Below are 23,829 nucleotides of genomic sequence, written 5' to 3' on the forward strand. Positions count from 1 at the left end.
TCCTTACGGCATAACGTCAGTAGACGGTGATGTCCCAGTGGTTGCCTTCGTCGCAGTAGAGGTTGCCGGAGGCTGCCTTCCACTGCGGGTAGCCGTCACCGCGGTAGCCGATGTAGGTGAAGGAGTTGTGGATGTAGCCGTCGATGCAGCTGTTGTGCGAGATGTCGACCTTGTAGCCGTTCCAGTGGCTGTAGGTGCCGGACGCGTGGCCGGTCTCGGTGCCACCGGTGATGTTGATGGCGCAGCCGCTGGCGTTCTTCAGGGTGATGATCGTGTTGACGGTGCCGGAGTTGATCTGCTCGAACGAGGTGCACGTCGAGTTGTAGCGGTCGGTGCAGCCGCCACTGGAGCTCCACGTGATGCCCGCGCTGCGGAAGGCGGACGCGGCCTGGGACTGGGTCATCTTGTAGCCGCTCGCGTCCGCGGCGGGGGCGGCGAACACGAGGGCGGCGGCGGTCGCGGTGCTGACACCGGCCGCGGCGAGTACGGGGGCGAGGCGCATCGGGGGATTCCTTCGAACTCGGGGGAAGGTTCGGGGGACTCCGTTGATGGTGCCGTGCGTTCGTGAATTACTCACTAGTTGAGTGTGAAGTTCGTCCAGAATACGCAGACTGCTCGACCATTCGTCCCAGCGCGATAGGTTGGTCGGGTGGCCGATTCGAACCCTTTGGTGAAAATGCCCCTGCGGGTGCGCTACCACGAATGCGATCCGCAGGCCGTGGTCTTCAACGCCCACTACCTCGCCTACGCCGACATGGCCTGCGCCGAGGTCTTCCGCGAGCTCTTCGGCAGCTACCAGGCCGTCCTCGACCGTGGCTTCGACATGGTGGTCGCCGAGTCGAACGTCCGGTACCTGGCGCCGTGCCGCTACGACGACGAGTTGCTCGTCTCCGCGTACGTCGAGCGCGTCGGCACCACGTCGCTGGTGCTGCGGTTCGAGGTGCAGAACGGCGAACTGCCGGCCACGGAAGTCGTCAACCGCTACGTGTGGATCGACCAGGCGACCAAGCGCCCGGCCGCGCCGCCCGAGGACATCAGAGCCGCCTTCCGCTAGATGGCCCTGCGGGCATGGCGGTGTGCCCGATAGTGATCATCGAGCGGGCCGATCTTCGGACCTCGACGCTCATACAGTGCTGGCACCACCAGCGGGTGGGTCCTCTCGAGTTCCCCGAAAGGCCGTCGATGAACGAGACTCCGAAAGAGATCAGCAGGCGCGGCGCCCTGGTGGGCGGGCTGGTCGGCGCCGCGGCGATACCCTTGCTGGGACTCGGCTCGATCGCCCAGGCCGCAGGCCTTCCCGACGCTTTCGGACCGCTGCACCACGTGGGAGTGGCCATCGCGCCGAACTTCGACGAAGTGCTGGCCAAGCTGACGGCGACCATCGGTCTCGAGTTCTACCAGCCGGTGGTGGAAACCCTCACGTTGCGCGACGAAGCCGGCCACGTGCACACCTACACCGACCGGTTCACGCTCAGCAAGGGCCCCGAACCGCACGTCGAACTGCTCGACCCGGTGCCGGGCAGCTTCTTCGGCGCGAACCCGGCGCACCCGGTCGTCGAGCTCGGCTACGTCGTGGGTGATCGCCTCGCCGAGCTGTCCGCGATGCTCACCGCCAACGGCATGCCCCTGCTCGGCACCATCGCCGTCGACCCGCAGCCGGGTGCCGTGGGCGTCGCATGGCACCAGGTCTCCAACAACTTCCTGATCGAACTGCTGGCCGACGACCCGGTGGCCTCCATGGCGTGAAGGGCTCAGCTGAGCTTGCCGTCGACGCGTCGCGGGAGCTGCCAGGGGTTGGCCTCCCGCAACGCGGCGGGCAGCAACACGTCGGGGAATCCCTGCCACGCCACCGGCCGCAGGAACCGTTCGATGGCCGCCGTCCCGACCGACGTCGTGGTCGGCGCGGTCGTCGCGGGGTACGGGCCGCCGTGCTGCTGGGCCCAGCTCACCGTCACCCCGGTCGGCCAGTCGTTCCACAGCAGGCGACCGGCCAGCGCGGTCAGCACCGGCATCAGCGCCGCGACCAGCGGGGCCTCGGACTCCTCGCCCTGCACGGTCGCGGTCAGGCCCGGCTGCAGCCCGGCGAGCAACGCGATCAGCTCGTTGACGTCGGCGTACTCGACGACGATCGACGACGGGCCGAAGCACTCCTCGTGCACGGTCTCACCACCGGCGACGAAGTCGGCGGCGCCGATGGCCAGCAGCGTCGGCGGCCCGTCCGCGACCACCCGCATGCCGGACACGTCACGCAACGCCGAAAGCCCGGCGGTGAAGCCTTCCTGGATCTTCTCGGTCAGCATCTGCCCGGCGGACGCGCCCTCGACGGCGCCGCGCAACGCCTCGGTCATGCCGTGGCCCTCGGGCAGGAACAGCAGGCCGGGCTTGGTGCAGAACTGGCCGGTACCCAGGGTGAACGAGCCGGCGTACCCGGCGGCGATCTCCGCGCCACGCGCCGCGGCGGCACCCGGCGTGACCACGACCGGGTTCACGCTGCCGAGCTCACCGTAGAACGGGATCGGCACGGGCCGGGCGTTGGCGATGTCGAACAACGCGCGCCCGCCGTTGACCGAGCCGGTGAACGAAGCCGCCGCGATCCGCGGGTCCTTGAGCGCCGTGACGCCGACCTCCACGCCGTCGATCACCGCGAAGATGCCCTCGGGCGCGCCGGCGCCGACCAGCGCCTCACGCAGGATCTCCCCCGTCCGGTCGGAAAGCCGCGGGTGGCCGGGGTGGGCCTTGAGGATCACCGGGCACCCCGCGGCCAGCGCCGACGCGGTGTCCCCGCCGGCCACGCTGAACGCGAACGGGAAGTTGCTGGCCGCGAACACCAGCACCGGGCCGATCGCGATCTTCATCCGCCGGATGTCCGGGCGCGCGCCCATCGGCCACGCCGGGTCGGCGTGGTCCACGGTGGCGTCCAGGAAAGCGCCGTCGGCCAGCACCTCGGCGAACAGGCGCAGCTGGAACGTGGTGCGCGCCAGCTCCCCCGCGAGCCTCGGCTTCGCGGGCAGGTGCGTCTCGCCGGCGGCGAGCTCGATCAGCTCGTCGGCGGCGGCGTCCAGCGCGTCGGCCGCGGCGGTCAGCCACGCCGCGCGCTCGGCCGGCGTGCTTACGCCCGCCGGACCGGCCGCCTCGGCGGCAGCGGTCAGTACCCGTTCCAAAGCCTCTGGCGCTGTGTCCACTTAAGACCTCCCCGCGGCTTGTGCGGCTTGGACGGCCGTGCGCATGTCCGCCCAGCGGGCCGGACCGGCGAGGCCGAGGTGGTAGAGGTGCAGTTCGTCGGCGCCCGCACCGGCGAGATCGCCTACGTAGCCGGCGATGTCGGGCACCGGGTTCGCGGCGACGGCGGTGATGTAGCTGCCGATCGTGGTGTCCCCGAGCGTCGCCCGCGCGGTCGCGACGGTGTCCACGCTCGCCTGGCCCACCGCCCAGCCGGGCAGCACGACGGCGTCCACATCGGACGCGGCCGACGGCGTGAAGCCGGGCAGCGCGCCGGTCACCCACGGGTCGACGGAACCGTGCAGGACGGTCCGCACGCCTTGCGGCACAACGGAAAGCACGGCCTTGCGCAGGGTGTCGGTGGCCCGGTGCCGGGTCGCGAGCAGCTCCTCGGTCAGCGCCGGGGGCAGCTGGTCCTCGGTCGCGGTGAGGTCGCCGGTGGCGATCAGCCGCCGGACCTCGTCACGCAGCGCGCGCAGCGTCGCCGGATCGTCCACACAGGACGGGCAGCAGCAGATCGACAGCAGCCGCATGGCCGCGGGCGACCACACCGCGTCGGTCTTCTCGTGGTGGTTGTGGTGCGCGCACCCCATCTGGCCGCAGGACTCGAGGATCACCGACGCGACGTCGACGTCGCGCAGCGACTCGGCGACCACGGAGGCCGAGTACTCCTGGACCTCCGGGTGCGACGGGCAGAGCCCCCACCGGTACCGCTCACCGAAGCAGTTCTGCACGGCCAGGCCCGGGTTCAGCTCGCCGAGCAGCGAGTTGTGGGTCAGCACGACCCACGCCGCAGCCGGGATCCCGGCCTCGTTCAGCGTCCGGATCGCGTCGCCCGCGATGTCCTCGGGCATCCAGTTCGCGGCGCGCGGGCGCAACGCGCCCCAGACCTCGTCTCGCACCGGGCGGTAGAAGGCGCCGTGCGGCGCCATGACCGTCGTGTGGTCCGGCGACCACGGCGTCGCCGCGCGCGTCGCGTGGTACGACGTGGCGACGGCTACCTCGGCCACGCCGAGTTCCCGTACACGTTCGACGAATCCAGTCTCCTGGACATCCCAGCCGTACGCGTACCCCGTCACCAGCATCGCTCAGTCACCCCACATCGCTCGGCTACCACCGTGCCGTATTCGGATCGAAGGTTCCGGTGAACCGGCGCATGTAGGTCACGTCGTCACGCTTGGTCTGTCCACATCGGACATACTGCTCATGCAGCCTGGCCAGCGCGTCGGGATCCAGCTCGACGCCAAGACCCGGGCCTTGGGGCACCGCGACCTTGCCGTCGCGGAACACCAGCGCACCGGGAACCACCACATCCTCAGTCTTCCACGGCCAGTGCGTGTCGCACGCGTAAGAGAGGTGTGGTGTGGCGGCCGCCACATGAACCATGGCCGCGAGGCTGATCCCGAGGTGGCTGTTCGAGTGCATCGAGAGCCCGACGTCGAACGTCCGGCACAGCACCGACAGCGCCTGCGTGTCGCGCAGGCCGCCCCAGAAGTGGTGGTCCGACAGCACGATACCCACCGCACGCTGGCGAAACGCCGGCTCGACGTCGTCGAACCGGATCACGCACATGTTCGTGGCCAGCGGCATGGACGCGTGCTTGGCCACCTCGGCCATGCCCTCGATGCCCGGCGTCGGGTCCTCCAGGTACTCGAGCACGCCGTCGAGGTCCCTGGCGACCTTCTTGGCCGTCTCGACCCGCCAGGCGCCGTTCGGGTCGATCCGCAGCGGGTGGCCGGGGAAGGCGTCGGCCAGCGCGCGGATGCCCTCGACCTCCTGCGCGGGCTCGAAGACGCCGGCCTTGAGCTTGATCGCCGTGAAGCCGTACTCGTCGATCATGCGCTTGGCCTCGCCGACCAGCGCCTCGGGCGTGGTGACCTCGCCCCACGCGTCGTGCTCGGCGCCCAGGTGGCCGCCGAACTTGTAGAAGAGGTAGGCGGAGAACTCGACCTCGTCGCGGGCCTTGCCGCCGAGCAGGTCGGCCACCGGGCGGCCGAGCGCGTGGCCCTGCGCGTCGAGCATGGCCACCTCGAACAGCGAGTAGACGCTGGCGATCGTCTTGCCCGAGGAGAACCCGCCGGTCAGGCCGTGCTCGTCGACGAACACCGCGCCGCCGAGGGCCTCGGCGACCTTGCGGCGCAGGCCGGGCAGGTCGAACACGTCGTGCCCGGCCAGCAGCGGCACCACCTTGCGGGCCTGGTCGAGGAAACCGCTGTCGCCGTAGGACTCGCCGAGCCCGACCACGCCGTCCTCGCAGACCAGCTGCAGGACGCTGCGCAGCGCGAACGGCTCGTGCACGCCCATCGCGTTGAGCAGGGGCGCGTCGGCGAACGCGACCGGCGTGAGGACCGCTTCCCTGATCTTCACTTGGCCACCTCCGCGTAGCCGGCGTCGACGATGGCCGCGAGCCGGTCGAGCTGCTCGGGCGTCGGCTCCACGAACGGCGGCCGGACGCTGCCGACCTTGTGCCCGCGCATGCGTGCGGCGGCCTTCACCAGCGACACCGCGAACCCCGGCGTCTCGTCGCGCAAGGCCACCAGCGGCAGGTAGAAGTGCTCGAGCAGCTGGTCCATGGTGTCGTCGTCGCCCTCGGCGAGCGCCCGGTGGAAGCGCGTCGCGATCTCCGGCGCGAAGCAGTGCACGGCCGAGGAGTACCGCGCGACCCCGATGGCCGCGTAGGCCCGGGCAGCGACCTCGGCGGTGGGCAACCCGTTGAAGAACAAGAACTCCGGGCGCCGCGCACGGATCGTGGTGACGATCCGGGTCATCAGGTCGACGTCGCCGAGCCCGTCCTTGAGCCCCACGACGGCCGGGATGTCGAGCAGCGCGGCGGCCGCGTCCGCGGTGTAGCGGCCGGAGCCGCGCTGGTAGACGATCACCGGGATCGTGCTGTCGTGCACGGCGTAGCGGACGTGCTCGACCAGGCCCGACGGCGGGCCGGTCACGAGGTAGGGCGGGAGCAGCAGGACGCCGTCGGCGCCGGCCTCCTGGGCCGCGGCGATCCCGGCCCGCGCGGTCGCCGCGCCACCGCCCGCGCCGACCCAGACCGGCACCCGGCCGCCCACCACGTCACGCGCGGTGCGCAGGAGGGTGAGGTGTTCGTCGGGGCTGAGCGAGCTGAACTCACCCGTGCCGCACGCGACGAACAACGCGCCCGCACCGTGTTCGACGTGCGCCTCGACGCCCTCGGCGAACGCGTCCAGGTTCACCTCGAGGCTCTCGGTGAACGGGGTGAGCGGGAACGCCAGCAGCCCGGTCAGGTCCACACGCAACTCCTCGAGATGTTCACATATAGGAACGTTCACTGCTATCGTGAACGCATTCGGTACGCTAATGTCGCGCCGGACACGTGTCAAACGACGCAAAACCGCAGGAGGTTCCCCATGTCGGAGGCGACCGTCGTTGAGCCATCCGGCGTGAAGTCCGCCCGCCGGGCCGTGGACCTGCTGGAAACCTTCGCCGCGGGCGAGGTCTGGCTCTCCCTGGCGGACCTGCACGCACGCACCGGCTTCCCGCGCTCCAGCCTGCACGGACTCGTGCACACCCTCCTGGACGCGGGCTGGCTGGAGGCCGACCCGAACACCGCGCGCTACCGCCTGGGCGTGCGCGCGCTCATGTGCGGCACCGCGTACCTCGACCGCGACCCGGTCGTCCCGTTCGCGACCGAGGCGCTGGAACAACTGCGCGAGCAGACCGGTTTCACGGCCCACTACGCCCGCCGCGACGGCGTCCAGGTGGTGTACCTGGAGACCCGCGAGTCGCACCGGTCCACCCACCTGATCTCCCGCGTGGGCCGCACCCTGCCCACGCACGCGACCGCGCTGGGCAAGGCGTTGCTGGCCGAGCTGACCGCCGACGAGATCGACGCCCTGCTGCCACCGATCCTGCACGGCCTGACCCCCAACACCATCACCTCGCGCGACGCCCTCCACGAGGAATGCGCGCTGACCCGCGAGCGTGGCTGGGCCTCGGAGGTCGAGGAAGGCTCGATGGGCGTGCGGTGCGTGGCCGCGGTCATCCCGTACCGCATCCCCGGCACCGACGCGATCAGCTGCTCCATGCCGGTCGACGAGGCCGACGACGCCGCCGCGACCCGGGTCGGCGAGCTGGTCGCGGAGACGACCGCTCGCCTCGGCCAGCGCCTGCGCCGGGCCGGAATCCGTTGAGAGGACTGCAGTGGAACGAATCCTGATCACCGGTGCGGCCGGCATCGTCGGCACTTTGATGCGGCCGCGGCTGCGCAAGGACGGCCGGATCCTGCGGCTGCTTGACATCGCCGCGGTCGAGCCTTCCAGCGACGACGAGGTGATCACCGCTTCGGTCACGGACGCCGCGGCGATGGCTGAGGCGTGCGTCGACGTCGACGCGGTGATCCACCTGGGCGGGCACAGCCGGGAGAACAGCTGGGAAGAGATCCTGTCGGTCAACATCAACGGCACCCAGGTGGTACTGGACGCCGCGCGTGCCGCCGGAGTCCCGCGGGTGGTCCTGGCCTCGTCGAACCACGCGGCGGGCTTCCGCCCGATCGACGCGGAACTGCCCGCCGATTCGAGCCCGCGGCCCGACACCTATTACGGCGTCGGCAAAGCGGCGATGGAGGCGCTCGGCAGCCTCTACCACTCGCGGTTCGGCATGGACGTGATCGTCATCCGGATCGGCTCGTGCTTCCCGGACCCGTTGAAGCTGGGCAAGCGCGGCCTGACCACGTGGCTCTCCCCCGACGACGGCGCCCGGTTGTTCGAGGCCTGCCTGAGCGCGCCGTCGCCGGGATACCGCGTGATCTGGGGCGTTTCGAACAACACCCGGCGCATCTACTCCCTCGACGAGGCCCGAGCCCTGGGCTACGAACCGAAGGACGACGCCGAGTCCTATGCGGACCAACTGGCCGACGCCCCGGACCCTTCGGGAGTCGCCGCCGAATACGTAGGCGGCCCCTTCTGCACCGCCCCCCTAGGCCACTACAACCCCCTCTAGCCAAGCGTGTCCCCCACTCCCGCCAGGCGTGTCCCACATCCACGCCGGGTGTGTCCCACGCTCGCGTCGGGTGTGTCCCACGCTCGCGTCAGGCGTGTCCCACGCTCGCGTCGAGTGTGTCCCACACCTGAGTGTGGGACACACCCGGTCCCAACGTGGGACACACCCGCGCTGAACGTGGGACACGCCCGGGGCTCAGGCGGGGTTCTCGGCGTGGGTCAGGGTTTCCCAGGCCACGAACAGGTTGTTGCTCCCCGCCGGCCGGTTGCCCTCGGTCAACGCCTGCGTATTGGTCATCGCGATCCCGAGCCGGGTGTGCAGGGCGTTGAAGCCGACCTCGGTGACCGGCCCGAGCCCGCGCTTCACCGACCCGTCGCACAACCACGACGGCACCGCGGCCCCGCGCTCGTAGAGCGCCTGGAACCCCAGCGCGTACCGCAACCGCGTGCCCACGTCGGTCTGGTACAGGTCCTCGCCCTGGATCCACGCGGTCTCGGCAACGTCCGAAATGGACGCGATCCCGTACCCGGTGTGGGTGAAGTCGCGGCAGGTCTCCTGGGTCAGGCCCTGCACGAACGTGCTCTGCCCCTGCCAGTAGCTGACGATCTCGTCGCGGGTGTCGAGCCCGCTGCCCGGCACGGTCTTGGGCAGGGCACCGTCGCTGGTCAGGTACACGTACGCCGCCGTGCGGTTGCGGAACCGCGCCATCGCGCTGTCGTAGGCGCTCTTGTCGTCGAGGAAGACGGAGATGCCGACCGCGGCCTCCATCATCACGAGCTCCCAGTTGCCGTTGCTGTTGCTCCCGCCGGCGACCTTGGACAGGTAGACGTTGCGCAGCATGGTCTTGAACCGGTCGATGCTCGACGCGGACCAGCCGCCGTAGGTGTAGCGGATGATCTCCGCGGCCCGTGGCCACACCGCACCGGCCCAGCCGGTCTGCAGCGGCGCGTTGGAGTTCGTGTGGTTCTGGATCACCGCAGACCAGGCGTCCATGATCGAGATGGCCTTGTCGGCGTAGCGGCTGTCGCCGGTGAGGTACCAGGCGAGCGCGTCGGTGTAGGCCGCGATGGCGTCCTCGCGCTCGTCCGTGCAGCCGTAGTTGGGATTGGAGTAGGAACCGCATTCCACGATGGCCCGCGGTTTCGGCTGCCGAGACAGAGAAGCGTAGGAACTGCCCATCATCTGGTCGAATGCCGACGACCAGGGTTGCGCGCCGGAATTGACCTTCGCTTTCACGAAATCGAGTTGTGCCCGGCTGACGAGCACGCCCGGATGGCTGAACGCCGCCGGTGCCGCTTGTGCCTGGAGCGGGCCCGTGACCAGCGCGGCAACCCCGACGACCAGCGTGAGGACACACGTGGCCTTACGACGGAGGGACATGGTTCTCCTTGGACGAGCGTCAAAGGTCGAAGTGAGCAGGATCACTCCAGTTTCGAGACGTTCGTGCGCAACTGTCAAGACTCTTTCCAGTTGTTTGCCTATCCATTCCGGAAAATGTCATCACCGTGAATAGCCGTTCATCATGCTGATCAGCCACCGATGAATCTTGATCGGAGGTGTTGACTGTTGGTTCCTGACGTTCGATCCTGTTGGTTCGTGGATCGTTGACAGGATGGGGGCAGCACCTGATGCGGCGACGAACGGTGGCTCTGGTGACCGGTGTGCTCACGGCGGGTTCCATGATCATGGCTGGGCCGGCGCAGGCCCACGACGCGGGCGGCTGGCACCCCAAGCCACCGCCGCTGGCCACCCCGTGGACCCACGAGGTTGGCCCGGACAACGCCCTGCCCGAGTACCCGCGCCCGCAACTCGCCCGCGACCAGTGGCAGAACCTCAACGGTGTCTGGCAGTACGCGGCCGCCACCAGCGACCAGCCGCCCATCGGCCAGGACCTGGCCGAACGCATCCTCGTGCCGTACCCGCCGGAGTCCGGGCTCTCGGGCATCCAGCGCCACGACGACGCCATGTACTACCGGCGCACGTTCACCGTTCCCGGCAGCTGGCACGGCGAGCGGGTCCTGCTCAACTTCGGCGCCGTCGACCAAGTCGCGACCGTGTGGGTCAACGGGAAGCAGGTCGCCACGCACGCGGGCGGTTATGCCGCGTTCAGCGCCGACATCACCGACGCGTTGCGCGGGCACGGCCCGCAGGAACTGATCGTCGGCGCGGTGGACCGCAACCAGAACGGCGACTTCCCGATCGGCAAGCAGCGCACCACCGGCGACGGCGGCATCCTGTACCAGGGTTCGTCGGGCATCTGGCAAACCGTGTGGCTGGAACCGGTTCCGGAAACGCACGTGTCCACACTGGACATCACCCCGGCCGCGGACGGCACCTTCACCATCACCGCGCGGGCGACCGGCGACGCCCCAGTCGAAGTCGTCGCTCGCACCCCGCACGGTGCGACGGCCGGGACCGCCACCGGCCGGACGAACACGGCGCTCAAGGTGAAGATCCGCGATGCGCACTGGTGGAGCCCGGGGGACCCGTACCTGTACACGTTCAGCGTGACGGCGGGCCAGGACAAGGTGACCAGCTACGCGGGCCTGCGCACGATCAGCCTGGTCCGCGACGATGCCGGGCGCCCGCGGATGGCCCTGAACGGCAAGATCCTCTTCCAGTACGGCCCGCTCGACCAGGGCTTCTGGCCGGACGGCCTGTACACGGCGCCGACCGACGAGGCGCTGCGCTACGACATCGCCGAGACCAAGGCGTTGGGCTACAACATGATCCGCAAGCACACGAAGGTCGAGCCGGACCGGTGGTACTACTGGGCGGACCGGCTCGGCATGCTCGTGTGGCAGGACATGCCGGCGCTGCCGATCGACCTCGCCATCCCGCCGGAGCAGACCCCGGAGCCGAACGCGGCACAGCAGGTGAACTACCGCGCCGGGCTGGACGAGCTGATCGCGCAGCACCGCAGCGTCACGTCGATCGTGAGCTGGGTGCCGTTCAACGAGGGCTGGGGCGAGTTCGCGACGGCGGAGATCGCCGACCACGTGAAGTCGCTGGACCCGACCCGCTTGGTGAACGCGGACTCGGGCGTCAACTGCTGTTACTCCAAACCGGACTCCGGCGCCGGGGACATCTACGACGACCACACGTACGTCGGCCCCGGCACGCCGGCGGTGCGCGACGATCGGGCCATTGTGGACGGTGAATACGGCGGTCTGGGCCTGGTCGTCGACGGCCACCTGTGGCCGGGCAACCCGCACGCGTACGAGATGGAAGACACCAAGGCGCAGTTGACGACCAGGTACGGCGAGCTGTCCAGCAAACTCGAGGACCTGGCGGCCAACGGCGCCCTGTCGGCGGCGGTCTACACGCAGACGACCGACGTGGAGAACGAGGTCAACGGCCTGCTGACCTACGACCGCAAGGTGGTCAAGTTCGACGCGACCGCCATCCGCGCGGACAACCTGCGCGTCATCGCGGCGGGCTCCGCCACCTGACCAGGTTCGGCTCGGCGGGTTGGCGCGGGCGCTCCGCCACCCGCCCGCGCACGGGACTCCCCGCCGAGCCGAACCGCCCCACCCGGGCGTGTCCCCCCTTCCCGCCGGGCGTGTCCCCCGTTCCGGCCGGGTGTGTCCCCTCTTCCCGCGGGGTGTGTCCCCCGTTCCCGCCGGGTGTGTCCCCCGTGCCGGTTGGGTGTGTTCCACATTCGTGCTCGTCCCCGAGGAGGGACACGGGCGCGTGGCTACCCCGAACGGCCGATTGACCGGGGATTTGGTGAATCTCTACCGTCAAAGCAACGCTTTGGGTAATCGATTTCCCGGCCTTCGTCCGAGGAGTGCGCGATGCGTGCTGCCAGATCGATCCGTGCCCTGTTCGCGATGATCGTCGCCCTCGGGCTGGCCATACCCGCACAAGCAGCCGCGTCGCAAGTGCAGCTGGCGACCACCGGCCAACTGCTGCGCAACGACACCGGCCTCTACCCGCGGGTGATTCGGCTCCAGCACTCTGGCGCGGCCAACGGCCAGCTCATCGCCAGCGTCGTCGGCTTCGACGGCGGCGGGAACGGCGCCATCTACCGCAGCACCAACGACGGTGCCACGTTCACCCAGATCGGCGCCGTGCGCGATCAGGCGGCGCCGCTCGGGATCTGCTGCAATTCGCTCTTCGAGTTGCCCAAGCCGATCGGCGCGATGCCCGAGGGCACGCTGATCTGGTCGGTCTCCATCGGCCAGGACGCGCCGAACCGGCGGATGACGATCAGCCTGTGGCAGAGCCAGGACCACGGCGTGACCTGGTCGTTCCTCTCCACCTGCCAGAACGCGCCGAACACCGGCGGGCTCTGGGAACCGGAGGTCTCGGTGGACACCGAGGGCGACCTCGTCTGCCACTACTCCGACGAGACCGACCCCGCGCACAGCCAGAAACTGGTCGAACGCTTCTCCTCCGACGGCATCCACTGGAGCCAGGTCTACCCGACCGTCGCGCCGCCCGCGCAAGGCTTGCGACCGGGCATGGCCGTCGTGCGGCGGTTGGGCAACGGCCTGTTCTACATGACGTACGAGATCTGCGGCACCGGCAACCAGTACGACTGCGCGGTGCACTACCGAACCTCGGCCGACGGCGCGAACTGGGGGCCACCGGACGACCAGGGTCCGCTGGTCAGGACCGCGACCGGCCAGTACTTCACCCACGCGGCGACGCTCGCCGCGGCCAGCAACGGCCGGCTGCTGGTCGTCGGCCAGCAGTTCCGCGAGGCCAACGGCGCCATCGCCACCACCAGCGGGCGCACCGTGCTGGTCAACACCGAGGGCGGCGGCAACTGGTTCCCGATCAACGCGCCGGTCGCCGTGGACAACCCGCCGAACAATTACTGCCCCAACTACAGCTCCCCGCTGCTGCCGTCCACCGACGGCACCCGCGTGCTCGAGATCGCCACCGCGTATGACGGCACAATCTGCAAGCCCTACTACGCAACGGGTTCCGCCCAGGGCACCCAGGACTCGACGGGGTTCGGCCTGGTCAGCGGGCGCACCTATCGGCTGATCAACGTCCTGAGCGCGAAGTGCCTCGACGTGTCCGCGGACTCCCGCGTGCCCGGCGGCAACATCCAGCAGTGGGACTGCAACGGCCTGGGCCCGCAGAACTTCCTGTTCACCCAGGTCTCCCCGGGCGTGTTCACGTTGCGCGGCCAGAACAGCGGCCTGTGCGTTGGCGTCGACGGCGGCGGTACCGCGCCGGGGACCAACGTGAGCCAATGGGATTGCGGCGGGGCGGCCCAGCAGTGGCGCCCGATCAACGAAGGCGATGGTTACTGGAGTTTCCGCAGTGCCAGCGGGAACTGCCTTGATGTGGCGGGAGGTTCGGCGCAGGCGGGCGCGAATGTGCAGCAGTGGACGTGCAACCGGTTGTCGCCACAGATCTGGAAGCTGGAGCCTCGCTGATCTGTCGGTTGCTGCACCGGAGGCTGTCCCTGGCGGTGCGGCTGCGGGGACCACGTGAGCCAAGTGGGGCTACTGGAGGTTCTGCAGGACCAGCAGGAGACCGGCGGCTCGCGCAGGCTGCGGCCAACGTGCAGCAGTGGACGTGCAGCTGGCTCTCGCCCCAGATCTGGAGGCGGGAGCCCGGTGATCCCGGGGTTGCCGCAGGGGCTACCGCGCCGGGGCGACCTGGCAACAGCGCCCGACCGCGAAGCTGATGGGGTATTCGCCGCGACAGCGGCGCCTTGGTGTGGAGGGGGCTCGGTGCAAGCGGGGGTTCCGCAGATGGAAGTTGGGAGCCGCTTGGGCCGGGTGGCTCCGGGGTGCTGCTCTGGGCCGGTGAGACGTGTGGCGTTCGGTTGGGTGGCGTGTCGCCGGGGCTGCCGCGGGTGTTTCGCCGCGCGGTGGTTGGGACGGCGTGAGGTCGGGGCGGCGAAACACCCTTGCCACCGGGGCCGTGGTGGTTGCGCTGCGGGGGTGGCCCGGTTGAGTGGCTGCGTTGCGGTGGATGGCCGGCGGCGGCGTGGGTGGTCCATTGGTGGTCTGGCGCCGCTGAAGTCAGTTCCGTTTAAACGGCGTGCCTCAGCCACGGCGGTTTAGTGAAGACCGGCAGGCCGTTGTCCATATGCACCGTCCACCCGGCATGGTGGATTAGGCGATGATGGAATTGGCATACCAACACCATGTTGTCCAGCCTGGTCGGACCGCCGTCAGCCCAATGTTGTACGTGGTGGGCCTGACATTGGTTCGGCGTTCGCTCACATCCCGGGACCGCGCATCCCTTGTCTCTGATGGCAAGTGCTCTACGCAATCGCTTGTCGGCTAGGCGTTTCGACTCACCGATATCGATTGGCTGGGACTTACTGCCCAGCACGACCGGGATGATTTCGGCGTCGCAAGCGAAACGACGGGCCTGCTCCGGAGTCATCCACCGAGCGTCGTCGAGAGTGGCCTTGCCGATCGCGGTCTGCAAGGTCTCCAGGGACACGGTGACCGCGATGTGCGGGCGCTCGCCACCCTCGATCGGGGCCTGCCCGGAGTCGGCGGCGAAGCGGATCACCTCGGCCAGCGCGTCACCCTGACGCTCCACCAGCGTGCGGTCGTCGCCGGGCTGCGGGGCGGTCAGCGACGACAACAGAGGGCGCAGGACAGCAGCCGTTTCGGCGCCCAACTTGAATCGGCCCTCCAGCGAGCCGTCCTCGTTCTCCTGCAGGTCCAGGATGTTCTGGGCCTCCACCACAGTCGAATCGACTGGCTTGGGACCATCGGGATCCAGGGCGTCGACCATGCGCTTGCCCAGGCGGGCAAGCTGGGCGGGGTTGAATTCGCGGGCCAGCTCGGCCAGGTCAGCTTCGACTTGGTCGGCGTGCTCATGGGGCACCGCCGCGACTGTCTTCGCGATGCGGGTGACGTGCTCAGTGGAGATCGCACCCTCGGCCATCGCCGCACGGGCAGCGGGAAGCTGCGGCGGGATCACCTGACCGGTGATGCCCATCTTCGGGCACACCAGCGAAACCTGAGTCTCCAACTGCTTCGCTTCGCGTCGACCCACCCGCAACGCATCCATCAGAAACTGCCACAAATACAAATACCCGGACTCACGCCAATCAACCCGAGAAATCGAATCCAGGATCGCCAAATCAAGCCGCCGACGTTCGGCGACAAGCGACTGAAGCTCCCCCAGATCCATAACCCAATCATACCACAACATACGACCAAACGGCCTAACAGCAAACGGGCTCAACCCGACAAACCAACGCAACCGCAGCCCGGCAACACAAACCCACGAAAGGGCGAAACCACACCGCCCCCTCAACCTCGTCCGGGCGCCCTTTAGCACGCTGCGGTCAGGGTCAAGGGTTGCGAAGCAATCGGCGAAGCCGACGCCGAAGGCGCCCTTGACGCTGACCGCAGCGTGTTAAACACTCAAGCCCGAGGTTGAGCCCCAAGCGCCTGCAGAGCCAAAGCCAAAGCCCCCCGCAAAGAAGCATCAGCCCCAAAATGCGCAGGAACCACCTTGGGCGGAAACGGCACAGCCTGCGCCAACCGCCGCCGCAACGCGGGCAACACGAAATCGGCAGCCCCGAGAAACCCGCCACCCACAGCCATCAACTCCGGATCAACGGCGATGGCCAGGTTCGCCACGTGCACGGCCAGCTCGTCCAGGGCATCGTCGACCAGAGCCGAAGCGCGGGAGTCCGTCTGAGCCAAGGCAAACAACTGCGCCGCAGACGTGGGCACGCCGAACAGGGAAGTTGCACGGCGCCCCAACCCGATGCCGCCGACCGCTTCCTCCAGCGGCGCCGCGCCCGAGGCGAAGGCGTCCGGCGCGGACCGGTCGCGCACGTTGTAGCCGAATTCGCCCGCGGCGCCGTTGGCCCCGCCCAGCACCCGCCCACCGATCAGGATGGCCGCGGCCAGGCCGGTGCCGAGCGACAGGTAGACCGCCGGGTCGGCCTCGCCGAGCACCCCCCAGGTGTACTCGGCGAGGCCGGCGGCTTTCGCGTCCGTGCCGACGGCGACCGGGACCGCGCCGAACTCGGCGGTGACCAGTTCGGCCAGGCGTAGGTCACCCCAGCCAGGAACGTTGGGGGCCAACAGGATCCGGTCCGGCAGCACGATGCCCGGGCTGCACACGCCCACCGCCGCGGGGTTCGGTGCCAGCTCCCGCCCAGCCCGCAACGCGCGCTCGACGGCTTGTGCGGCACCGGATCCCGCGTCGGTGTCCAGGCGTGTGCTCGCCAGCAACTCCCCCGTGGGGGCAGCGACTCCGACGGCGATCTTCGTGCCGCCGAAGTCGATGCCCAACACCGCGTCCGTCATCCCGCGGCGACCCCGCATCGCCCACGTGGCGCGGCCACCACCAGCCGCTGGGTGTTCGCACCCCGCACGCTCACCACCGGCGCCGCGCCGTGCAGGTCGGCCGCGCGGTAGGTGGTGGTGATCGTCTGCGACTCACCGGGCCACAACGTCAGGTCGTTGTCGTCCCAGAGCGCGGCCGCGACCTGGTTGTCGCCGGGCTGTTCGTGCCCGTCCGCCGTGCCGCGTCGGAGATCTGCCCGCAGGAAGAAGCCGACCGCGGGCTTGGTGGACGTGTTGGTGATCGTCACCGTGGTGGCGGTGTCCGCACCGTCCGGGCCGGGGCGAGCGTCGGTCCGCGCGGTCACCTTCAGCTGAGCCGCGTCCAGGTTCTGCAGGTCCTGGTATGCCGCGTACTGGCTGAGCGTCGCCTGCGGGTTGCCGTAGGACGACGGCCAGTCCACCACGTCGCGCTGGCTGGAGATCCAGTAGACGTTGCGGTCGACGACCGTGCCGCCCTTGCGCACCAGCAGTTCCACAAAGGACACCTTGGCCTTGACCGGCGGAGTAGTCGTCGCCGGTACCGAAGGCGTCAGCACCTTGGTGCGGACTTGCTGGCTGGCCAGGTCGATGCCGTGCGCGGTCTGGTCGTCGAGCAGCTTGCCCGCCGTGTCGTACACCTTGGCTTGCACCGACAAGCCCTTCTGCGCCCCGGCGCCCAGGTTGTCCAGCGCGACCGTGCCGTCGTCGTAGGTGTAGATGGCGTGCACGGGGGCGTTGGCCTTCTTGGCCCCGAAGAAGCTGCCGGGCTGGTCGCCGTCGGCGTTGTAGAGCGACCACAACAGCGTCGGCCAGCCCTTGTTGAGCTGCCAGTAGATCACGCCGGTGGACGGCGCGTCCTTGTTGGTGGAGTGGGCGAGGAACGCCTCGAACTGCGAGCGGGTGTTCTCGTAGTTGGCGATCTGCGCGGTCTGCACGTAGGAGTCCAAACTGGACCACTGGCCGTAGCGGGTGGCCATGGCCTGGTCGAACGTGTAGAGCGTGCCGAACTTGTAACCGCCGTGCCCGGGTTCGTAGTTGGCGTGGTACTGGTTGTAGTCCGGCTCCTGCCAGAGCTTCGCCTGCTCGTCCGGGGTCAGGAACCGCTGGATCGAGTCCATTGTGGGCACCGTGTCACCGGCGCTCTGCTCGCTCGCGAAACCCCACGACCCGCCCACGTTGGTGCGGCTGTCGTCCTGCGGGTCGTAGTGCGTGGTGTCGTACCAGTAGCTCGGCGGCACCCAGTCGTACGGGCCTTCCTTCTCTCCCGCGGGCCCGAGCTTCTCGGTGCTCTTGTACTCGGCCGAGGCGATCAGCGGCTCCTGGAAGTCGGCCTCGTGGAAGCCGTTGATGGACTCCGTTTCCTGCCGGGGGATCGGGTTGTTGTCGCTCCAGCCGTAGTTCAGCACGCTCGGGTGGTTGCGCAGCCGCTGGCCCAGCGTCAGCGCCGAGTCGTGGATGACCTGGTAGTCGTGCTCGGTGACGCCGTTGCCGCTGCTGGGCAGCTCCCAGCGGTCGCAGCACATGAACCCGGCGTCGATCAGGATGCCCGCGCGGTCCATCTGCTGGTAGAAGTCGTCGGGCATGTCGTGGCCTTCGAGGCGGATGCCGTTCAGGCCGAGGTTGCGGATCAGCGCGATCTGGTGCGCCACATCGACTTTCGAGTACCGCAGGAACAGCTCCGGCGCGTACCCGCCGGCCCGGAACACGATCGGCTTGCCGTTGACGGCGAACTGCCGCACGCCGTCCGGTGCCTGCGGCGCCGCGCCGATCAGCTTGGTGCTGATCGTCCGGATGCCGAACGTGTCGCGAGTGGACTGTGCGGACAGCTCGCCCGAGCGCACCGAAGTGTCCAAGGTGTACAGCGGCTGCGCACCCATCCGGTACGGCCACCAGACCTGCGGGTGGTCGAGCGTCACCACCGGGAACGTCACCGTCGTGGTCTGGTGCGCGGCCACTTGCACGCTCGCGTGCACCACGATGGGGGAACGCGCGCCCGGTGGCGTGATCGTCGCGGTGGCGGCCACCGAGCGGGCCTGGTCGGTGTCGTTGGTGACGTCGGTCTTCACGGTCAGCTCCGACCGGGTCACGTCAGTGTTGTTTTGCTGCACGACGTGGGCGTTCGTGTCGGTGAGCCCGTCGGTGACGCGCAACTGCACCGGGAACTGGATGCCGGTGTTGTTGTCCGGCGGGATCTGGTTCCAGTCCGCGTCGTCGAGGGTGAACATCTTGTTGGGGTTGTTGGGGTGCATCTCGATGGCCAGCGCGTTCGGCCCGTCGTGCACCAGCGCGCTGACGTCGAAGGTGCGCTTGACGAACGCGCCCGTCACCACGTCGTGCCCGGCGACCTCGGTGCCGTTGACCCACACGTCACCTTCGCCGACCACACCGTTGAGCACGAGGTCGGCGTGCTTACCGGCCGGCGCTGTGAACTCCGTGCGGAACCACCACGGCACCGCGAACCGCGGCACCGTCACCGGGCCGCGCTTGCTCATGTAACCGAAGCACTGGCGCATGTTGTCGCCGACGAAAACATTCGGGCATTCGCCGTTCTGTAGCAGGGCGCCGAGTTCCGTGCCGGGTGCGCCCGCGTCGTCCGGGTGCACTTTGAGCCACGCGGCCGTGTCGAAACCCGGGGCCGAAACCTGCGCCCCCGGTTGAGTAGCGACCGCACTGCTCTGCACCTGCCAGCCGGCGAGGCCGAGCGTGGTGAGGCCGTCTTCACCCGCGTGCGGGTGGCCGTGCTCGGGTGCGGCACTCGCCGTCACCGGGCCGAGCGCGGCCACAAGAGCGGCGGCGGCCACGAGAGCGAGCCGTTTGCGAGCCATGGTGGGGTGTCCTCCCGGGTCAGCCCGCGGTGGCGGGGACGGAGTCGTCGGAATCGGACGCGTACTGCTCGTTGATCTCCTTGGGGCCGAACGGCCACGTGTGCTCGGCGCCCGCCCAGATCAGGAACGCGACGCCGCCGATGACCAGCCAGATGAGCGAGAGCCAGATCGACTGCCAGTTCGCGGACTTGTAGATGTAGACCCAGCCGACCAGCACGATGATCGCGGGCACCGGGTAGAGCCACATTTTGTACGGCCGGCGCAGGTGGGGTTGCCTGCGCCGCAACACAACCAGCGCGGCCACCTGCGCGATGCCCTGGATGAGCACCAGCACGGCGAGCGCCGCGTTGATCACGTCGGTCAGCGTGAACAGCGAGCCGACCGCGGTGATCACGCCCATGGCGAACAGGCCCAGCGTCGGGAAGTTCATCCGCGGGTGCAGGCGGGCGAACACGGGCAGGAACACCTTGTCCCGCGCGGCCTCGTACGGCACTCGCGAGCCGCCGAGCAGGCCCGCGAACACCGAGCCAAATGCTGTGATCACGATCGTGACCGTGAAGATCTTCGCGGCCGTGCTGCCCCAGGTCATCTCCAGCACCGTGGACGCGAAGTACGGCGAGGACTGGATCTTGTCGGCGGGCAGCACCCCGAGCACGCCGAGCTGGAACAGGAAGTACAGCGTCATGATCCCGAGGATCGCGGTGATGATCGAGCGGGGCAGGGTGCGACCGGGGTCGCGCAGCTCGGCGCCGAGGTAGGCGGTCGTGTTGTAGCCGAGGTAGTCGTAGACCGCGACGATCAGGCCGGCGCCGAGGCCCGCCCAGAACGCCCCGCCGAACAGGTGGAACGCGCCCGGGGTGTAGGCGAAGGCCAGGCTGCCGTGGAAGTGGCTGAACGCCGCGATGATCACGCCGATGATCGAGATGAGCATGATCGCGAAGAGCGCGGTGGTCAGCTTGCCGATCTGACCGATCCGCCGGTACAGCGCGACGACCACGACCACGGTGATGCCGATGCCCACGAGGTGCCCGAGCGTCGACGTGCTGCCGTCGGCGGTGAGCATGGCGGGCCACAGGTAGCCCAGGTACTGCACGAGGCCGATCACGCCGGTGGACATGATCAGCGGGATGAAGAGCACCGCGCTCCACGCGAAGAGGAACGGCATCAGTTTGCCGGTGCGGTACTGGAAAGCCTCACGAAGGTAGATGTAGGTGCCGCCTGCGCCCGGCATGGCGGCGCCGAGCTCGGCCCACACCAGGCCGTCGCACAACGCGATGAGCGCGCCGACGATCCAGCCGAACATCGCCTGCGGCCCGCCCATCGTCGCCACCATCGCGGGGATCGTGACGAACGGGCCGATGCCGCACATCTGGGTCATGTTGATCGCAGTCGCCTGAACGGGGCCGATGCGCCGCTCGAGACGCGGGTCTGCTGCCACCGCTGGCCTCCCTGTCAGAAGTTCGTAAAGTTTCTTAACATACGTGGAAGCGCGAGGGAAGAGCCCGATCCCCGTAAACTCGCGAACCAGGGAGTCGAGAGGTGGGGAACGTGACGGCGGGTAGTGGACCGCTGGTGGGTACGCCCGCGAACATGCGGCAGCTCAATCAGCGGGTGGTGCTGGAGCGATTGCGCACGGGCGGTCCCGCGACCCGCCCCAGGATCGCCACCGACACCGGGCTTTCCAAGCCGACGGTCGGCCAGGCGCTGCTGGACCTCGAGCAGGACGGCCTGGTGCGCACGGCCGGCCGCAGCATCGCGGGCCAGGGCCGGGCGGCGGTCGTCTACGAGGTGAACCCGTCGGCCGGGCACGTGCTCGCCATCGACATCGGCCGCCGGCACATCCGCTTCGCGGTGGCCGATCTCGCCGGCGAGGTCGTGGCGCGCCTGGACGAGCGCAACCGTGCCCGCTCAGCGCGCGCGCTGGTGCGGATGGTGCGCGAAGGCGCGGACCGCGCGGTCGCCGCGGCCGGGCTGACCCACGCCGACGTCGTGAGCACGGTGGTCGGCAGCCCCGGCGTGCCGGACCCGCGGGCCAAGGCGTTGCACCAGGCCCCGAACCTGCCCGGCTGGGAACGCAAGGGCTTGCTCAGCGAGCTGGAGGCGGAGCTCGGCCCCGGCCTGATCGTGGAGAACGACGCGAACCTGATCGCCCTCGGCGAGCACGAAGCCGGTGCCGCGCGGGGTGTCGACGTGTTCGTGTGCGTGCTGATCGGCACCGGCGTCGGCATGGGCATCGTGGTGAACGGCAGCCTGTTCCGCGGCGCGCACGGGGCGGCGGGCGAGATCGGCTACCTGCCCTACGGCTGGCCCGCGCACGGGATGCCGGACGCGTCCTATGTGGCCCCACCGCAGGGGATGTTGGAGGCTGCGGCCGGTGCCGACGCCGTCGTGCGCAGCGCGGTGGAGCACGGCCTCACCCAGGTGCGCACCGCGAAGGACGTGTTCGACCTGGCGCGCGACGGCGACGCGGCGGCGAAGCAGGCCGTGTGGGAGGAAGCCGCGCGGCTGGCTTTCCTCGTGTCGTCGGTGGTCGCCGTGGTGGATCCGGAACTGGTCGTGCTCGGCGGCGGCGTCGGCACGAGCACCGATTTACTGGTCGGCCCGCTGCAGGAGGCGCTCGCGCGGACCACGCCGCTGACGCCGACGATCGTCGCCGGGCACCTCGGCGAGGACGCGGTGCTCACCGGCGCGATCACCATCGGGTTGCGCCACGCACGGGAGATGGTCGTCGACCGCCGCCGCGCCCGGGCCTAGGCGCTGTCCTGTGGATCTCGGTCGATGGGCTTCGTGATCGAGGTGGTTGCTGGCAAGGCGGCGGGAAGCCCTCGGACCGGAGGTACTCGGGCTTTCCGCCAACGCCGCCAGGGGCCGCCTCGGCGCGAAGACCGCGACCACGGATCCGCAGGACAGTGCCTAACCCAGGGACAAGATCATCAGCACGGTTCCGGCGATCGCCGCCACCGTTCGCAGGTGGTTCCACGGCACCCACTTGGCGAGGAACTCCGCCCAGTAGGCGTGCCCGGCTTCGTCGTCGCGGTGGCGGTCGAGTGCGTTGTTGAGCGGCACGTTCACGACCGCGGTGACGCCGAACGCGCCGACGACGTAGAGCAGGGCGCCGATCGCGCGCAGAACCTCGTGCGGCTGGTCGGCGAACAGCGTGCCGATGGCCAACGCCAGGCACACCAGGCCCGTGCCCACGAACACGAGCAGGAACACCGGGTTCTGGATGAGCCGGTTCACCTGCTGCATCGCACGCATGCCCTCGCCCGCCGGCTGCTTGCGCAGCGCGGGCATGACCGCCGTCGAGAAGGCGAACAGCAGCCCACCGATGACCGCGCTGCCGGTTGCGCCGACCACGGTGCCCGCATAGGTGAGTCCGGTGACCACGCCTGTCCCCTTCGTCCGGTTTCCTGCGAAGGCTACCCGGCGGCGCCACTGGGTAAGTTCGAACCATGGACGCCAGTGCGACACCCACCGAGGAAATGAAGCGCGACCCCATGCACTTCACCGACCGGATCACGCCAGGTGGCGACTGGCCGGTGCAGGCGGGCCGCTACCGGCTGGTGATCAGCCGCGCGTGCCCGTGGGCGCACCGGGTGGTGCTCGCCCGGCGGCTCTACGGGCTGGACGAGGCCATCTCGCTGGCCGTGACCGATCCGGTGCAGGAGATCATCGACGACGAGAACCACTGGGTGTTCACCTCGCGCACCGGCAGCCCCGACGACAAGGACCCGGTGCTCGGCATCCACGCGTTGCGCGAGGCCTACCTCGCCCGCGAGCCCGGCTACGACGGCGGCGTCAGCGTGCCCGGCCTCGTCGACGTGCCGACCGGGCACCTGGTGAGCAACGACTTCAACCAGCTGACCCTCGACTTCGGTACGGAGTGGACGGAGCTGCACCGCGAAGGCGCGCCCGACCTGTACCCGAAACACCTGCGCGACGAGATCGACGCGCTGAACGAGGAGATCTACAACGACGTCAACAACGGCGTCTACAAGGCGGGGTTCGCCCCGACCCAGGCCAGCTACGACCGCGCGGTGCACGCGTTGTTCGCCCGCCTCGACCGGCTCGAGGACCGGCTCACCCGCCAGCGGTTCCTGCTCGGCCCCACCATCACCGAGGCCGACCTCCGGCTCTGGCCCACGCTGGTCCGCTTCGACGCCGTCTACCACGGGCACTTCAAGTGCAACATCCGCAAGCTGATCGAGTACCCGGCGCTCTGGGCCTACGCGCGTGACCTCTTCCAGCAGCCCGGCTTCGGCGACACGGTCAACCTCAACCACATCCGCGAGCACTACTACGCGGTGCACACCGGCATCAACCCGACACGGATCGTCGCCGCCGGCCCGGACCCGGCGCAGTGGCTGACCCCGCACCACCGCGAGGAACTGGGCGGCCGGCCGTTCGGCGAGGGCACGCCGCCGGAGCCGCCGCCGCTGCCCGACCGTGTTCCGCCGGTGGTTTGATGCCGCGCCGCCGCGAAAGGTTGGAGGGTCGCCGAAGAAATTTGCATCCGCTCTGACCTGGGGAAACACGCC

19 protein-coding genes are annotated in these 23,829 nt (G+C 69.3%); 8 read left to right on the forward strand and 11 right to left on the reverse strand.

Annotated features, from left to right (window positions below):
* Positions 1-16: 16 nt before the first annotated feature.
* Positions 17-502 (reverse strand): MgpC family cytadherence protein, encoded by a 486-nt coding sequence (locus tag EV186_RS20845; protein ID WP_133850974.1) that lies wholly within the window; start codon positions 500-502, stop codon positions 17-19.
* Positions 503-676: 174 nt separating this feature from the next.
* Here EV186_RS20845 and EV186_RS20850 point away from each other — a divergent pair, with 174 nt between their 5' ends.
* On the forward strand, positions 677-1,054 hold the full coding sequence (locus EV186_RS20850; RefSeq protein WP_133851385.1) for an acyl-CoA thioesterase: 378 nt from the start codon (positions 677-679) through the stop codon (positions 1,052-1,054).
* Positions 1,055-1,182: 128 nt separating this feature from the next.
* On the forward strand, positions 1,183-1,746 hold the full coding sequence (locus EV186_RS20855; RefSeq protein ID WP_133850975.1) for a hypothetical protein: 564 nt from the start codon (positions 1,183-1,185) through the stop codon (positions 1,744-1,746).
* 5 nt (positions 1,747-1,751) lie between these two features.
* On the opposite strand, the gene EV186_RS20860 is transcribed toward EV186_RS20855, so the two are convergent.
* The 4 genes from EV186_RS20860 to EV186_RS20875 are packed head-to-tail and all read right to left on the reverse strand — an operon-like array spanning position 1,752 to position 6,485.
* Positions 1,752-3,182 (reverse strand): aldehyde dehydrogenase (NADP(+)), encoded by a 1,431-nt coding sequence (locus tag EV186_RS20860; protein ID WP_133850976.1) that lies wholly within the window; start codon positions 3,180-3,182, stop codon positions 1,752-1,754.
* Positions 3,183-4,304, reverse strand: a complete 1,122-nt coding sequence (locus EV186_RS20865; protein ID WP_133850977.1) for a hypothetical protein — start codon at positions 4,302-4,304, stop codon at positions 3,183-3,185. It lies immediately after the preceding gene.
* A gap of 25 nt (positions 4,305-4,329) precedes the next feature.
* Positions 4,330-5,586: a glucarate dehydratase family protein gene (locus EV186_RS20870; RefSeq protein ID WP_133850978.1), complete on the reverse strand. Its 1,257-nt coding sequence runs from the start codon at positions 5,584-5,586 to the stop codon at positions 4,330-4,332.
* A complete protein-coding gene (locus EV186_RS20875; protein WP_166659250.1) occupies positions 5,583-6,485 on the reverse strand; it encodes a 5-dehydro-4-deoxyglucarate dehydratase in 903 nt (300 codons plus the stop codon). The genes EV186_RS20870 and EV186_RS20875 overlap by 4 nt, the downstream gene beginning before the upstream one ends.
* A 117-nt stretch (positions 6,486-6,602) precedes the next feature.
* On the opposite strand from EV186_RS20875, the gene EV186_RS20880 reads away from it, so the two are divergent.
* Both EV186_RS20880 and EV186_RS20885 read left to right on the forward strand, forming a co-directional pair.
* Positions 6,603-7,385 carry an IclR family transcriptional regulator gene (locus EV186_RS20880; protein WP_133850979.1) on the forward strand — a complete coding sequence of 261 codons (783 nt, stop codon included), beginning with the start codon at positions 6,603-6,605 and terminating at the stop codon, positions 7,383-7,385.
* A gap of 10 nt (positions 7,386-7,395) precedes the next feature.
* The gene (locus EV186_RS20885; RefSeq protein WP_279538313.1) at positions 7,396-8,193 is read left to right on the forward strand and encodes an NAD-dependent epimerase/dehydratase family protein; all 798 of its coding nucleotides are present in this window, start codon (positions 7,396-7,398) and stop codon (positions 8,191-8,193) included.
* A gap of 195 nt (positions 8,194-8,388) precedes the next feature.
* Here EV186_RS20885 and EV186_RS20890 read toward each other — a convergent pair whose 3' ends face one another.
* Positions 8,389-9,573 (reverse strand): alginate lyase family protein, encoded by a 1,185-nt coding sequence (locus EV186_RS20890; RefSeq protein ID WP_133850980.1) that lies wholly within the window; start codon positions 9,571-9,573, stop codon positions 8,389-8,391.
* A gap of 299 nt (positions 9,574-9,872) precedes the next feature.
* Here EV186_RS20890 and EV186_RS20895 point away from each other — a divergent pair, with 299 nt between their 5' ends.
* Complete coding sequence (locus tag EV186_RS20895; RefSeq protein WP_133851388.1) at positions 9,873-11,645, forward strand: glycoside hydrolase family 2 protein; 1,773 nt, start codon at positions 9,873-9,875, stop codon at positions 11,643-11,645.
* A gap of 345 nt (positions 11,646-11,990) precedes the next feature.
* Positions 11,991-13,589: an RICIN domain-containing protein gene (locus EV186_RS20900; protein ID WP_133850981.1), complete on the forward strand. Its 1,599-nt coding sequence runs from the start codon at positions 11,991-11,993 to the stop codon at positions 13,587-13,589.
* Between the two features lie 604 nt (positions 13,590-14,193).
* Here the strand turns inward: EV186_RS20900 and EV186_RS20905 are convergent.
* From EV186_RS20905 to EV186_RS20920, 4 genes are all read right to left on the reverse strand, one after another.
* Positions 14,194-15,315, reverse strand: a complete 1,122-nt coding sequence (locus EV186_RS20905) for an HNH endonuclease signature motif containing protein (RefSeq protein WP_166659251.1) — start codon at positions 15,313-15,315, stop codon at positions 14,194-14,196.
* A gap of 236 nt (positions 15,316-15,551) precedes the next feature.
* Complete coding sequence (locus EV186_RS20910; RefSeq protein ID WP_133850983.1) at positions 15,552-16,448, reverse strand: ROK family protein; 897 nt, start codon at positions 16,446-16,448, stop codon at positions 15,552-15,554.
* The gene (locus EV186_RS20915) at positions 16,445-19,291 is read right to left on the reverse strand and encodes a glycosyl hydrolase 2 galactose-binding domain-containing protein (RefSeq protein WP_133850984.1); all 2,847 of its coding nucleotides are present in this window, start codon (positions 19,289-19,291) and stop codon (positions 16,445-16,447) included. Before EV186_RS20915 ends, EV186_RS20910 begins: the two co-directional genes overlap by 4 nt.
* 19 nt (positions 19,292-19,310) lie before the next feature.
* Complete coding sequence (locus EV186_RS20920; protein WP_133850985.1) at positions 19,311-20,729, reverse strand: APC family permease; 1,419 nt, start codon at positions 20,727-20,729, stop codon at positions 19,311-19,313.
* 152 nt (positions 20,730-20,881) lie between these two features.
* Between EV186_RS20920 and EV186_RS20925 the strand changes: the two genes are divergently transcribed.
* The gene (locus EV186_RS20925) at positions 20,882-22,045 is read left to right on the forward strand and encodes an ROK family transcriptional regulator (protein ID WP_133850986.1); all 1,164 of its coding nucleotides are present in this window, start codon (positions 20,882-20,884) and stop codon (positions 22,043-22,045) included.
* A 159-nt stretch (positions 22,046-22,204) separates the two neighbouring features.
* Here the strand turns inward: EV186_RS20925 and EV186_RS20930 are convergent, their stop codons facing one another.
* Complete coding sequence (locus EV186_RS20930; protein ID WP_133850987.1) at positions 22,205-22,678, reverse strand: anthrone oxygenase family protein; 474 nt, start codon at positions 22,676-22,678, stop codon at positions 22,205-22,207.
* Positions 22,679-22,743: 65 nt separating this feature from the next.
* Between EV186_RS20930 and EV186_RS20935 the strand changes: the two genes are divergently transcribed.
* The gene (locus EV186_RS20935; RefSeq protein WP_133850988.1) at positions 22,744-23,757 is read left to right on the forward strand and encodes a glutathione S-transferase family protein; all 1,014 of its coding nucleotides are present in this window, start codon (positions 22,744-22,746) and stop codon (positions 23,755-23,757) included.
* Positions 23,758-23,829: the final 72 nt, after the last annotated feature.

The organism is Labedaea rhizosphaerae (assembly GCF_004362825.1).
Classification (GTDB): Bacteria; Actinomycetota; Actinomycetes; order Mycobacteriales; family Pseudonocardiaceae; genus Labedaea; species Labedaea rhizosphaerae.